Origin of the sequence: Pseudoduganella sp. SL102 (assembly GCF_027856995.1) — a bacterium.
In the GTDB taxonomy this organism is placed as follows: domain Bacteria; phylum Pseudomonadota; class Gammaproteobacteria; order Burkholderiales; family Burkholderiaceae_D; genus Rugamonas; species Rugamonas albidiflava.
Genome location: NZ_CP115554.1, coordinates 967,801 through 981,182, shown reverse-complemented (window position 1 = coordinate 981,182; position 13,382 = coordinate 967,801). Strand labels below are relative to the sequence as shown.

Here is a 13,382-nt window from a genome sequence, read left to right as displayed (position 1 = left end):
CTCATTCTAGCCATGGATGCGGCGTGTGTGGCGTAAACCTTGGACCCGGACGTAACAAAGGGCGCATCGCGCGCCCTTCTGTTGTAGCGGTTGCAGCGGTAGCAGAACTGGAGCAGTTCTGCCACCGCGCCCTGCGTCCGTCGTTATGCGGGCGATGCGGGGATCTCGGCCTCGCTCAGGTGCTTGATGGTTTCGTGGTTGTGGTTCTGCACTTTATCCTTGTGCTTCATGACCTGGCGGTCCAGCTTGTCGATCAGCGTATCGATGGCCGCATACAGATCCTGGGCGACGCTTTCAACGAATACGGTCTTGCCCGACATGCGCAGATTAATTTCGGCTTTCTGTCTTTTCTCTTTCTCGGTGAGATTATCTACACTCAGGATCACACTTACATCGATCAGCTGATCGAAATGGCGTCTAACGCGTTCCAGCTTGTTCTGCACATACTCGCGAATGGCAGGGGTAACGTCGATATGGTGTCCACTGATGGTCAGATTCATACACACACTCCTAAAGAAGATATAACAGGTTCGTGCGTTATCCGCCAAAACAGGCAAGGCGGCGCAGAGGAACCCAAGCACTACCAGGATTTGCCGCAAGGGCTTGCAAAGGGGTTTGCAAATGCGCTTGCAACGAACTGCTATAGCGATTTGCGGAGGCTGACCGGGGGGATTTTCAATGCTTCGCGATATTTGGCAACAGTGCGTCGCGCAATCACCATGCCTTGTTCACCCAGCATGTCCGCAATCTTACTGTCGGATAAAGGGTTCTTCGGGTCTTCGGCTCCTGTGAATTGCACGATCAGCGCCCGGATCGCAGTCGAGGATGCTTCCCCGCCAGCTTCGGTTGCAACGTGGCTGCCAAAAAAGTACTTCAACTCAAACATGCCATGCGGCGTCAGCATATATTTTTGAGTTGTTACCCGAGAGATAGTACTCTCGTGTAGACCCAGTGTATCAGCTATTTCACGCAACACAAGGGGTCTCATTGCCACCGCGCCATGCGAGAAAAAGTTCTTCTGCCGTTCGACGATGGCCTGGGCCACGCGGAGGATCGTGTCGAAGCGCTGGCGCATATTCTTGATCAGCCACTTTGCTTCTTGCAGCTGTGCATTCATCTGCGTCTCGCCCTTGCCCTGCTTGAGCAGGCTGGCGTACAGCGCATTGACACGCAGGCGGGGCATCACGTCGTTGTTCAACGTGACGATCCAGCCGTTGCGCCCCCGCTTTACCACCACATCCGGTACCACGTAGTCTGACACGTCGGCCGCGAAGGCGGCGCCCGGATGCGGGTTGCATTGGCGGATCACGGCCTGTGCTTCACGCAGGTCTTCGTCGTCGCAGTCGAGCGCCTTCTTGAGCTTGTTGAAGTCGCGCTGGGCAAACCACTGCAAGTGTTTTTCAACGATGCACAGCGCCATGCGCCGCGTTACCAGCGGCACGCCGGGCATGCGCCGGATCTGCAGCGCCAGGCACTCGGAAGCGTTGCGCGCGCCAATGCCCGGCGGGTCGAAGCTCTGCAGCAGGTTGAGCGCGGTGCGCAATTCTCCGATCTCGATTTCCAGCTCTTCCGGCATGCGCTCGTGGATCTCTTCCAGGCTTTCCTCGAGGTAGCCGTTATCGTCGAGCGCATCGATGATCAGTTCCACCAGGCCCCGGTCGCGCGCCTCCAGCACGGTCACGCGCATCTGCTCCATCAGGTGCTCGCGCAGGCTGCGGTGGCTGGCTTCCAGCTGGGGGCGGGCATCGTCGTCGTCCGGCCCCTTGCCGCTGCCGGCGCTGCTCCAGTCGGTATCGCCGGTGCCGGCATCGAGGCCTACGCCCTCGCCGCCATCGAACGGCTCGGGTTCCGGCGCGGCGGGCGCATCCTGCGGCGGCCCGCCTTCCGGTGGCGCCTCGCCGGCCCCTTGCGTCGTGTTGATCGCGCCATCGGCCAGCAAGCGCACCGAGCGGTCGAGAGGATCGTCGAGCCGCTCCAGCAGCGGGTTATCGGTCAGCAGCTGTTCCAGTTCCTGGTGCAGCTCCAGCGTGGACAATTGCAGCAGCCGGATCGACTGCTGCAGTTGCGGCGTCAGCGCGAGGTGCTGGGAAGTGCGCAGTTGCAAGGACTGTTTCATGGCTGATTAGGAGCTGGTTGAGGTCTGGTCAAGGCCGCTCACATGCGGAAATGTTCACCCAGATAGACACGACGTACGGACTCGTCGGCGATGATGTCGTCGGGCCGGCCGGAAGCCAGCACACTGCCCTGGTTGATGATATACGCCCGGTCGCAGATGCCCAGCGTTTCCCGCACGTTGTGATCCGTGATCAATACGCCGATGCTGCGCTCCTTCAGGAAACGCACGATGCGCTGGATCTCGATCACGGCGATCGGGTCGACGCCGGCAAACGGCTCGTCCAGCAGCACGAAGCGGGGATTGGTTGCCAGCGCGCGGGCGATCTCCACCCGGCGCCGTTCACCGCCGGACAGCGACAGCGCCGTGTTCTCGCGCAGCTTCTCGATCTGCAGGTCGGCCAGCAGCGCGTTCAGCCGCTCGTCGATCTCCGCCCTGGTGAGCGCCTTGCCGTTTACCTTCTGGATCTCCAGCACGGCACGGATGTTTTCTTCCACGGTCAGCTTGCGGAACACCGACGCCTCCTGCGGCAGGTACGACAGGCCGAGGGTGGCACGCTTGTGGATCGGCAGGGTGGAAATGTCGGTGCCATCGAGGTCGATGGTGCCGGCATCGGACGCCACCAGGCCCACGATCATGTAGAACGACGTGGTCTTGCCGGCACCGTTCGGCCCCAGCAGGCCGACCACTTCGCCGCATGCCACCTGCAACGACACGTCATGCACCACCTGGCGCTTGCCATAGCTCTTTTGCAGGCCGCGCACGATCAGCGTGCTGCTGCAATTTTCCTGCGCCTGCGCCATTTAATTCCCCGCTGCCGGCGCGGCCGGCGATTGGGTGGCGGAAGGCGCCGGGCTCGGCGGCGCGGTGCGCTTGGGCTGGATCACCATCGTGCCGCGGCCGGCACCCGGCTTGTCGGCCCCGGTGCTGGTATTGCGCACGCTGAAGAACTCGCGGCGGCTGTCGTAGGAAATGAATTCGCCCTCCACCTCGTCGCTCGGCTTGTTGCCTTCCAGGCGACGGATCTTGGCCTTCGAATACATCTTCACCAGCTCGGCCTTTTCATCGTATTCGATGCGGTCGGCCTCGCCTTCCATCCACTGGTCGCCCTCGCCGTCGCGCTTCTGGCGGAACGCGACCTTCTTGCCGCCGCCGGTCAGCGTGGCCAGCTGGTAGCCCTCCGGCGAATAGGTGACCACGGCCTTGTCGGCCTTCATCCGCAGCGTGCCGCGCGTCAGCGTCACGTCGCCGGTGAAGGTGTACACCTGCTTGACGTCGTCCGCGTCGAGGCGGCCGTAATTGATCTCGGTAGGCTTGTACGAATCGGCCTTCTCGGCGGCGGCATAGCCCGCCGCGCCCAGCAGCACGAGGGCCGCCATCATGAGTTTCTTCATCTTCGATTCCTGTACGCTGTTCGTCTCGATGTTCGTTTGTTCATTGCCGCGCCCGCGGCGGATACACGATGGTGCCGCGGCCCAGTTGCACCTGGCGCGTGGCATTGTTGGCCTGCATGCCGATGCCGGTGGCGGTGGCGCCGCCGCTTTCCATGCGCACCGGCAGGTCGGTTTCCATGCGGTCTTCCTCCGGGTAGATGACCAGCTTCTCGGTAACCATGTGCATGTCGCGCGTGGTGGGCGACGCGGCACGGTGGATGTCCACGTCCTTCGTCAGCGTGACGCGTGTGTTGTCCTGGTCGACCCGGGCATGCCGGGCGCGGATATCCATCGGCGGCTTGTCGCCCGACAGGCTGCGCACCACCGGATTGTCGATCTCCGACGAGTCGTCGGACGGACGGTGCGTCAGCCTGTCGCCCGAAACGATGTAGCTGGGCTGGCCGGTTTCCGTCATGCGCACGTAGGAAAAGCGCTCGACGATGTTGTCCGGCTCGTCGACCTTGATGCCGGCGGCCATGTCCTCGCCGGCCCGGTTCATCAGCTCGAGCAGCCAGAACGAGCCCAGCGCGCCGAGCAGCGCGAGTATCATGCCGATCGACAGCCGGTAGCGGTGTGCGGTTCGCTGGTTGCGCATGGCTTCTCCGTTATCTTCCTGTCATTTCATGTCCGTCTTGCAGGCCCGTCTTCAAGGCCTGCTTCTCTGCCCCACCGCCGTTGGATCAAGCGTACCTGACTCATCGAAAGCGCATGCATTCACCCCAACAGCGAAGGGCCGGGGTCAGACCCGCCGGGTCTGACCCCGGAATTTGCACCTGGGGTGGGCTTACCCGAACGACATTGCGCTTCCCGGGCCCGTATCCCCTGCCTCACTTCTCACCCGAGAAACTGGGCCATCACGCGGTCGTAGCTGCCCTGGGCGCGCATCACGAATTCGCAGATCTCGCGCACCGCGCCGTGGCCGCCGCGGTGTTCGGTCACGTGATGGACCCGCGACAGCACTTCCGGCCGCGCATTCGGCACCGCCACCGCGAAACCGGCGCGCGACAGGATCGGGATGTCGACCACGTCGTCGCCGATGAAGGCCACCTGCTCCTCGGTAAGGTTCAGCTGGTCCAGCAGCGCCTTGAACGGCGTGAGCTTGTCGTGGCCACCCTGGTGCACGAACTCGATCGCCAGGTCCCTGGCGCGGGCCGCCACCTGCGGCGAACGCCGCGCGCTGATGATCCCCGTCAGCACACCCGACTCCTGCAGCAGCTTGATGCCCAGGCCATCCTGCACGTTGAAGGTCTTGAACGCCTCCCCCTCGGCACCGTAGTGCAGGCCGCCATCGGTCAGCACGCCGTCGACATCGAAAATGAACAGCTTGACCTTCGCGGCCCGTTCGAGGTTGGCCACGTCGACAGGAATACTCATCAGATCACCTTTGCGCGGGTCAGGTCATGGATGTGCAGCGCGCCGACCAGCTTGCCATCGTCGTCGACCACCAGCATCTGGTTGATGCGGTACTCTTCCATGATGGCCACCGCGTCGACGGCCAGTTTTTCCGGCCCGATGGTACGCGGATCGGCATGCATCACGTCGCCGATGACGACCTTGCCGAAATCCTGCACCTTGTCGATCATGCGGCGCAGGTCGCCGTCGGTGAACACGCCCACCGGCCGGTATTGTGCATCGACCACGGCCGTCATGCCCATGCCCTTCTGCGTGATCTGCATCAGCGCATCCGGCAAACGGGTATCGGCCGCCACGGCGGGGATCGCATCGCCCTGGCGCATGACATCGCGCACGTGCGTCAGCAGGCGGCGGCCCAGCGCGCCGCCCGGATGCGAGCGGGCAAAGTCCTCTTCCTTGAAGCCGCGCAGGTCCAGCAGCGCCACGGCGATCGCATCGCCCAGCGCCAGCGTGACGGTGGTCGACGCCGTCGGTGCCAGGTTCATCGGGCAGGCTTCCTTCGCCACGGAAACGTCCAGGTGCACGTCCGCCAGTTTCGCCAGGCTCGACTCCGGCTTGCCCGTCATCGAGATCACCGTGCCGCCCATGCGCTTGACCACCGGCAGGATGGCCATCAGCTCGCTGCTTTCACCGGAATACGAGATGGCGATGAACGCGTCGTCCGGCGTCACCATGCCCAGGTCGCCATGCGCCGCCTCGGCCGGATGCACGAACAGCGCCGGGGTGCCGGTGGAAGCCAGCGTGGCGGCGATCTTGCGCCCGATGTGGCCGGACTTGCCGATGCCGGACACAACCACGCGTCCCTTGCAGTTCAGCAGCAGCGAGACGGCTTTCCCAACGCTCTCATCCGTTGCCAGGCGGGCATGCAGCGCGATCAGCGCATCCGCCTCGATTTGCAGGGCTTCGCGCGCCAGCTCCAGCGCGCGGCGTGCGGTCGTTGCATCAAAAGCTTTCAGCATTGTTTTTTCATGGGTTACACTCATGGCCGAAAGTATAGCCGAATTGGGAAAGCAAAAAACTTGCCAGATGTTACAAACTCCCCCCGACCGTAGCATTTCGCTCTTCCACCACCGGCCATTCCCGGAGCACGTCCGTGTTCTCCCCCCTTGAACTGACACTCCTGCTGCTGGGCAGCGCGGTGCTGGGCGTGGTCGCCTTCCGCATGCTGCACCTGCCGCCCATGCTCGGCTACCTGGCCGTGGGCATCCTGATCGGCCCGAACGCGCTGGGGCTGGCCGAGGAAAGCCATGCCACCCACGCGCTGGCCGAATTCGGCGTGGTCTTCCTGATGTTCTCGATCGGCCTCGAATTCTCGCTGCCGAAGCTCAAATCGATGCGCAGCGACGTGTTCGGGCTGGGCATGGCCCAGGTGGGGCTTACCATCATCGCCACCATCGCCTTTGGCTGGGTGATCGCGCGCGCGCTGCCGCCGTCGATCCACATCTCCTGGCAGGCGGCCTTCGCGCTGGGCGGCGCGCTGGCCATGTCCTCCACCGCCATCGTCGTCAAGATGCTCACCGAGCGGCTGGAACTGGAATCGGAACACGGCCGCAAGATCATCGGCATCCTGCTGTTCCAGGATATCGCCGTGGTGCCGCTGCTGATCATGATCCCGGCGCTGGCCAAGGACCCCGACAACTTGCTCGTCACGCTGGGCTGGGCGGCCCTGAAGGCCGTGCTGGTGCTGGTGCTGCTGCTGTTCTTCGGCCAGAAGCTGATGCGGGGCTGGTTCACCGTGGTGGTCAAGCGCCGCTCGCAGGAGCTGTTCATGCTGAACCTGCTGCTGGTGACGCTGGGCGCGGCCTGGATCACCGAGCGCGCCGGCCTGTCGATGGCGCTGGGCGCCTTCGTGGCCGGCATGCTGATTTCCGAGACCGAATACAAGCACCAGGTGGAAGAAGACATCAAGCCGTTCCGCGACGTGCTGCTCGGCCTGTTCTTCATCACCATCGGCATGCTGCTGAACGTGCGCGTGGTGCTGGACAACTGGTGGCTCGTGCTGGCGCTGCTGGTCTTCCCCGTGCTGCTGAAGTTCGCCCTGATCGCCGGCCTGGCGAAACTGTTCGGCTCTTCCGACGGCGTGTCGATGCGCACCGGCCTGGCCCTGGCGCAGGCCGGCGAATTCGGCTTCGTGCTGCTGAACGTGGCCGGCGGCATGGAGCTGGTCGATCCCTTCGTGATCCAGGTGGTGCTGGCGTCGATGGTGCTGTCGATGCTGGCCGCGCCGTTCCTGATCGAGCAATCGGACAAGCTGGTGCTGAAATTCTCCAGCAACGAATGGATGATGCAATCGCTGAACCTCACCCAGATCGCGGCGCGCACGATGGCCACGCAACAGCACGTGATCGTGGCCGGCTTCGGCCGCAGCGGCCAGAGCCTGGCCACGCTGCTGCAGGAAGAAGGCATTGCCTATCACGCGCTCGACCTCGATCCCACCCGCGTGCAGGAAGCCCGTTCAGCGGGCGCCAGCGTGTCGTATGGCGATGCGGCGCGGCGCGAAAGCCTGGTGGCGGCCGGCATCTACCGCGCCAGCGCGCTGGTGATCACCTATGCCAGCACGCCATCGGCGCTGAAGGTGCTGCACCTGGTGCACGAGATGGCGCCCACGCTGCCGGTGATCGTGCGCAGCCACGACGACTCCGACCTCGATCGCCTGAAGGCGGCCGGCGCCGCCGAGGTGGTGCCGGAACTGATGGAGGGCAGCCTGATGCTGGCCTCGCACGCGCTGGTCATGCTCGGCGTGCCGCTGCGCAAGGGGGTGCACCGCGTGCAGGCCGCGCGCGAGGAACGCTACGCCTCGCTGCGCGGCTACTTCCACGGCATCAGCGACGTCGGCGACGATGCCGAAACGGCGCGCCTGCACACGGTGACGCTGACGGATGCGTCGAACTGCGTGGGCCGCACGGTGGGCGAACTCGATGTCGAAGGCGCCGAAGTGATGGCGATCCGGCGCGGCCGCGAGCGGCTCGACGCCGGCGCGGACATGGTGCTGGAAGCGGGCGACGTGGTGGTCCTGCGCGGCAATGCGCAGGCGGTGGCGCGCGCCGAACACATCCTGCTCGGATAGGGCGCGGCTGGCATGGAGATGCTGCGCCTGTCGCTGCTGTTCGCCGTCACTGCGCTGGCCGAGATCGCCGGCTGCTACCTGCCCTGGCTGGTGCTGAAGAATGGCCGTTCGGCGTGGCTGCTGATCCCGGCCGCCGCTTCCCTGGCGCTGTTTGCCTGGCTGCTCACCTTGCACCCCACGGCCGCCGGGCGCACCTACGCGGCATATGGGGGCATGTACATCGCCGTGGCGCTCTTGTGGCTGCGGTTTGTCGACGGCATCGCGCTGACCCGCTGGGATGGACTGGGTGCCGCCCTCGCGCTGGGCGGCATGGCCGTCATTGCCCTGCAGCCGCGCGGCTAGCCTCGCGGCCAGCCTTCGCTGCGCCGGAACGCCCGAGCACCATGGCGGCGGCCAGCCTGTCTTCCGGCAGGCCGATGCCCTTGTCATACAGGTCCGCCAGCGCGCGCCGCGCTTCGGCGTTGCCGCTGGCCGCCGCCCTGGCGTACAGTGCGAAGGCCTTGGCCTGGTCCTGCCCGACGCCGGTGCCCTGCTGGTAGCAGCGTGCCAGGACCACGCGGGCCAGCGGATCGTTGCGCCCCGCCGCACGCTCGAGCATCGCGATGGTGTCGGCATCCACGCTGCCGCGCCGCATGCGCAGCGCCGCAAGTTGCGCCTGCGCCTGCGGGTACTCCTGCTGCGCTGCCTTGACCAGCCACTCCTCGCCCGCGGCCTCGTCGCGCGTGACGCCATTCCCGCTGAGCAGCAGCATGCCCAGGATCGCCTGCGCATTGGCGCTGCCCTGCTCCGCGGCCTGTTCGATCCAGCGCACCGCATCTTCCTTGTCCTGCGCCAGGTCGATGCCCTGGAACAGCATCCACGCCAGCAATTCCGTCGCCTCGGCGTTGCCGCCATCGGCCGCCTTGCGCAGCCACCAGGTGCCCTTTTCGGGGTCGCGGGAGCCGCCCGTGGAAGAGAGGTAACGTTGCGCCACCCGGAAAGCGGCCGCGGCATCGCCGGCCTCCGCCGCCTCGCGGTCGGCCTCGAAGCGCTCCGCCAATACCGCCGGGTCGGTCGCCGTCCTCTGCAGCGTCCACACGTACTGCATCTTCATCCAGGCCGCCTGCGGCTTGCCTTCCCGCGTCGACGGCGTGAAGCGGCATTTGATGATGCCGTCGCGCGCTGCCATGTCCAGCATCGGAAAGCCGCTGGACTGGACGATCTTCGAATCGGTCACGGCGCCGCTTTCATCGATCAGGTAAGCCAGCGTGACCTTGCCCTGCTGTTCCTTGCGCAAGGCCTCCTTCGGCCACTCCGGTTTCGCGCAGGTGCGGAAATCCACGACGGCCGGCGTGGTGGCGGCCAGTGCGGACGTGGCGCACAGTGCCGTGGTGACGAGCAACAGGGATGAGGACAGGGACGTGCGGGCGAGGCGGGTCTGGCGCATGGATTCTCCGTGCATGGCTCGGTGCTGCGGTTGGCGACGAACGCCATATTAGCGCCGGCGGGGCCTGCCCAGAAGACCCTTTTTTACTTGCAAATCAATAGCTTTGGATATCATGGCCAATTGGGACGAGAGCGCGCGCCGTATCCGGGTGGCCCTGACGGCGCGGACACGGTATTGGAGTAGGCGATCTTGGTAAGCGACGGCACTGCGCTGGTCCGCTGGGATGTGCTCGGCGCCACGCTGGCGGTGGACGGCACGGCCGTCATTGCGTTCTTGCCGCTCGGGTAGCGGCAGGAACGCCACGTTCAGTCCCCACTGCCTATCGACCCTGGCTTGCTTTACAATCCGAACGCAGGATCGGCATCCAGGGGATGGCACGACCTCTCATCGACAAATCAGGCCTTATTCGGGGCACCAATGATCAAGCAAGTCAATAATTGGGATCAACTGGAGAGGTTGGTACTGCAAGGCTACAAATCAATAGAAGCTTGCGATATCACGCTTGGAAGGTTGAATGTGCTCATCGGTGCCAATGGAGCCGGTAAATCGAATTTTATCGGCTTCTTTCGCTTGATCGGCAAGATTCTCGACGAGCAGCTGCAAATGGCAGTCGCAATGGCTGGCGGCCCCGACACAATATTGCGTTTCGGTCGAAAGCAGACCGAGGAACTTTGTGCCGAGCTTTATTTCGGCAATAACGGCTACAAATTTCGTTGGAAGCCAACGATGGACAATCGGCTGGTGTTCTCGCATGAGGCTCTATGGTGGAACATGCACGGAGATTATCGCCCCGGCTCAGGTCATTTCGAGACGTACGTCCATGGCATGAAACGTCGCACACAGATTTACGGTCACGTGGTTCCAGCAATGCGAAGCTGGCGGCTTTATCATTTCCACGACACCAGCAGTACCGCCACTGTGAAGCAGATACATGGGATCAACGATAACGAATACCTGCGCGAGGATGCCCGCAACCTTGCAGCCTTCCTGTATCGCTTGAAGACGAATCATGAGACCCACTATCGGCGCATCGTGAAATCAATCCAGCTCGTTGCGCCGTTTTTTGGGGACTTTCATTTGCGCCCTACCGTCGACAATGCAGAGAAAATCCAGCTTGAATGGACCGAAGCGGGACAGGATGTGCCATTCACAGCAAGTGCGCTGTCGGATGGCACGCTGCGCTTCGTGTGTCTTGCTACCGTGCTCCTGCAACCCGATGAACTGATGCCCGCGGCAATATTGATCGACGAGCCGGAACTTGGTCTGCATCCATTTGCGGTAACCGTACTGGGGGGGCTGATGAGAGCGGCGTCCGAATCCCACCAGTTGATCATTTCCACGCAATCCGTGGAACTGTTGAATGAGTTCGACGCCGAAGATCTGATCGTGGTCGAGAAGCGCCAGGGCGCATCAACCTTCCGGCGGCTCGACAGCACGGCGTTGGAAGAGTGGCTGCAGGAATATACCCTGGGAGAGCTCTGGAACAAAAACATCCTCGGAGGGAGGCCGAGCCGATGACACGGATTTATGTCATGGTGGAAGGTCAAACGGAAGAGGCATTCGTGACAGAACTGCTGGCTCCTCACTTTGCCCACACGGGCAGGTACCTGATTCCGATCATCGTCAGCACCAGCCGTGGGCATAAAGGAGGAATGGTCAGCTACGCGAAAGTGCGGCCGCAACTGCAGCGCAAGTGCAAGGAAGATCCAACATCCCGCGTGACGACAATGTTCGATCTCTATGCTCTCCCCAACGATTTCCCCGGACATGAGGCGGCTCGACATCTCCCGTCAGGTCTCGAGAAGGCGCGCTACTTGGAAGCGCAACTCGGCCTGGATATCGCCTTGGCGAATTTCGTGCCGAACATAGTCGTTCACGAATATGAGGCGCTCCTCTTCAGTGATCCGGAGCGTTTCGCCGATTGGGTCGCCAGGAAAGTGGTCGACGAATTGACCGATGTCAGGAAGCATTTTGCGACACCGGAGGATATCAATGACAGCCCGCATACGGCACCCTCGAAACGAATTATTTCTGCCTTCCCGGCGTATCAGAAAACGTTCCATGGCCCCTTGATCGCATGCGACATCGGCCTCGACACGATCCGCGCGGCATGTCCGCATTTCCATGCCTGGCTGCTCGCCGTTGAAGCGCTTTGACAAGCAGACCACTGCTCCAGCACTCGAAAATCGGGCCTGACTGCCCTGCTGCTGGCAGCCCTTGAAGTTTCTTCAGGCAGGCCCGCTGCTACGGCGTCGACGCAGCCGTCTTGCGCAGCGCAATCGTGGCCGCCTTGTCCTGCGGAACCCCGAGTCCCTGTTCGTACAGGCGTGCCAGGCCTTCCCGGGCGTTATTGTCGCCCGCCGCGGCGGCCTTGCGGTACACGAATCCGTCCGGCTTCGACGCTGCGGGGTCCAGCGTCCACACATACTGCATCTGGACCCAGGCCGGGATGGGCTTGCCGTCCACGGTGGACGGACGGAACCGGCATTTCATGATGCCTTCGAGCGCCGCGACATCGAGCAAGGGGAAGCTGCTCGACCGTGTCACCTTCGAATCGGTGACGGCACCGCTGTCGCTGATCAGGAATGACAGCGTGACGGTGCCCTGCTGTTTATTCTGCACGGCCTCCTTGGGCCATACGGGCCTGGCGCAGGTTCTGAAATCGGCGACGGCGGCCGTTCTCACCGGTTCGGCCAGCGCGGGCGCAGCGCTCATCGTGGCCAGGGCAGTAAAGGTGGCTAGGGTGGCCAGGGCGCCGGGCAGCCGCGGCAGGGTTGAAAATGCCGTCATTGAGTACTCTCGCAACATCGTTTCAGTGGCCTGCATAGCGGATCACGCGATTGCGTCCGCCCGCCTTGGCCTGGTACAGCGCCTCGTCGGCATGGGCGATCAGTTCCCGCGCCACCACATCGGCGGCGACACCCGTGGCGCCCGTCTCGTCGGTACTCTCCAGGCAAGCCACGCCGATCGAGCCGGTGACGGACACCTTCACGCCGCCATCCAGGTCGATCATCGCCGCCGAGATGCCGGCGCGGATGCGCTCGGCCACGAAGGCGGCGCTGTCCAGGTCCGCATCGATCAGCAGCACGACGAATTCCTCGCCGCCGAAGCGGGCCAATGCGTCCGACAGGCGCAGTTCGCGCTTGATGCGGCCGGCCACTTCGCGCAGCACCTCGTCGCCGCCCTGGTGGCCCAGCGTATCGTTGATGCGCTTGAAATGGTCGATGTCGATGTACATGAACGACAGGTCGTAGCGCTGGCGCCGCGCCCGCGCGATTTCCTCCAGCAGGCGCCGGTCCAGGTAGCGGCGGTTGTACACGCCCGTCAGCGAATCGGTCAGCCCGATGTACTTCAGCATTTCGTTGCTGATCACGTTTTCCAGGCAGATCGCGATGATCGATGCCATGTGCTCGACGAAGTCGGTGCCCAGGCTGGGCGTGAAGCGGGTGGGATCGCGGCTGCCCAGGTTCAGGGTGCCGATCACGCGACGGTTGCGCAGCAGCGGCACGATGGCCACGCTCTGCAATGGCGGCGCGGCGTGCGGGAAGCGCCGCGCATCGCGCCGTGCATCGTAGGCACCGAGCAGCGGCTTCGGTTCACTGCCGAGATCGAGCTGGCCGATGCCTGCGGCGAACAGCAGGTCCGGGAACGCGGCGAAGTCGACGCCCAGCCGTTCCATCACGGTACGGATATCGTCGCCCTCGTCGACCAGCGACAGCGTCACGCTGTCCAGTTCCGAGATCACGGGGAGCGTGCTGAAGATGCTGCCGATCAGCTCGGGGAAGCTGGTGGCGCCGACGATTTCCAGGTCGAACGCCTGGTGCCGCATCATGATGTCGTGGTTGCGCTCGGCCTGCTCCAGCATCCAGGCCATGCGGGCGCGCAGCGCGCGGTTTTCCGCGGCCAGGTCTTCGTTGGAATCGCTCATCG

General features: G+C 63.7%; 14 protein-coding genes. 4 read left to right on the top strand and 10 right to left on the bottom strand.

Annotated elements, in window-relative coordinates; genetic code table 11:
• Window positions 1-143 precede the first annotated feature (143 nt).
• The 7 genes from hpf to OU994_RS04145 form a co-directional block, all read right to left on the bottom strand.
• Window positions 144-500, bottom strand: coding sequence for a ribosome hibernation-promoting factor, HPF/YfiA family (gene hpf / locus OU994_RS04175; RefSeq protein ID WP_131148023.1), 357 nt, complete (start codon window positions 498-500; stop codon window positions 144-146).
• Between the two features lie 140 nt (window positions 501-640).
• Window positions 641-2,116, bottom strand: a complete 1,476-nt coding sequence (locus OU994_RS04170; protein WP_281609738.1) for an RNA polymerase factor sigma-54 — start codon at window positions 2,114-2,116, stop codon at window positions 641-643.
• Between the two features lie 38 nt (window positions 2,117-2,154).
• Window positions 2,155-2,916: an LPS export ABC transporter ATP-binding protein gene (gene lptB / locus OU994_RS04165; RefSeq protein ID WP_131148025.1), complete on the bottom strand. Its 762-nt coding sequence runs from the start codon at window positions 2,914-2,916 to the stop codon at window positions 2,155-2,157.
• On the bottom strand, window positions 2,917-3,507 hold the full coding sequence (gene lptA, locus OU994_RS04160) for a lipopolysaccharide transport periplasmic protein LptA (protein ID WP_131149361.1): 591 nt from the start codon (window positions 3,505-3,507) through the stop codon (window positions 2,917-2,919).
• A 40-nt stretch (window positions 3,508-3,547) separates the two neighbouring features.
• Complete coding sequence (lptC, locus tag OU994_RS04155; RefSeq protein ID WP_281609737.1) at window positions 3,548-4,141, bottom strand: LPS export ABC transporter periplasmic protein LptC; 594 nt, start codon at window positions 4,139-4,141, stop codon at window positions 3,548-3,550.
• Window positions 4,142-4,380: 239 nt separating this feature from the next.
• The gene (locus tag OU994_RS04150) at window positions 4,381-4,920 is read right to left on the bottom strand and encodes an HAD family hydrolase (RefSeq protein WP_281609736.1); all 540 of its coding nucleotides are present in this window, start codon (window positions 4,918-4,920) and stop codon (window positions 4,381-4,383) included.
• A complete protein-coding gene (locus OU994_RS04145; protein WP_373922546.1) occupies window positions 4,920-5,942 on the bottom strand; it encodes an SIS domain-containing protein in 1,023 nt (340 codons plus the stop codon). Before OU994_RS04145 ends, OU994_RS04150 begins: the two co-directional genes overlap by 1 nt.
• A gap of 110 nt (window positions 5,943-6,052) precedes the next feature.
• Between OU994_RS04145 and OU994_RS04140 the strand changes: the two genes are divergently transcribed.
• Both OU994_RS04140 and OU994_RS04135 read left to right on the top strand, forming a co-directional pair.
• Entirely contained in the window at window positions 6,053-8,026 is a 1,974-nt protein-coding gene (locus OU994_RS04140) for a monovalent cation:proton antiporter family protein (RefSeq protein WP_281609734.1), read from the top strand.
• A 12-nt stretch (window positions 8,027-8,038) separates the two neighbouring features.
• On the top strand, window positions 8,039-8,368 hold the full coding sequence (locus OU994_RS04135; RefSeq protein WP_131148029.1) for a YnfA family protein: 330 nt from the start codon (window positions 8,039-8,041) through the stop codon (window positions 8,366-8,368).
• Here OU994_RS04135 and OU994_RS04130 read toward each other — a convergent pair.
• On the bottom strand, window positions 8,343-9,452 hold the full coding sequence (locus OU994_RS04130) for a TonB family protein (RefSeq protein ID WP_281609733.1): 1,110 nt from the start codon (window positions 9,450-9,452) through the stop codon (window positions 8,343-8,345). The two genes, OU994_RS04135 and OU994_RS04130, sit on opposite strands and share 26 nt — an antisense overlap.
• Before the next feature lie 417 nt (window positions 9,453-9,869).
• Here OU994_RS04130 and OU994_RS04125 point away from each other — a divergent pair, with 417 nt between their 5' ends.
• On the top strand, window positions 9,870-10,970 hold the full coding sequence (locus OU994_RS04125; protein ID WP_281609732.1) for an AAA family ATPase: 1,101 nt from the start codon (window positions 9,870-9,872) through the stop codon (window positions 10,968-10,970).
• Window positions 10,967-11,608, top strand: a complete 642-nt coding sequence (locus OU994_RS04120) for a DUF4276 family protein (RefSeq protein ID WP_281609731.1) — start codon at window positions 10,967-10,969, stop codon at window positions 11,606-11,608. Before OU994_RS04125 ends, OU994_RS04120 begins: the two co-directional genes overlap by 4 nt.
• Before the next feature lie 88 nt (window positions 11,609-11,696).
• Here the strand turns inward: OU994_RS04120 and OU994_RS04115 are convergent, their stop codons facing one another.
• Window positions 11,697-12,242: an energy transducer TonB gene (locus OU994_RS04115; protein ID WP_281609730.1), complete on the bottom strand. Its 546-nt coding sequence runs from the start codon at window positions 12,240-12,242 to the stop codon at window positions 11,697-11,699.
• A gap of 22 nt (window positions 12,243-12,264) precedes the next feature.
• Window positions 12,265-13,380: a diguanylate cyclase gene (locus OU994_RS04110; RefSeq protein ID WP_281609729.1), complete on the bottom strand. Its 1,116-nt coding sequence runs from the start codon at window positions 13,378-13,380 to the stop codon at window positions 12,265-12,267.
• Window positions 13,381-13,382 lie beyond the last annotated feature (2 nt).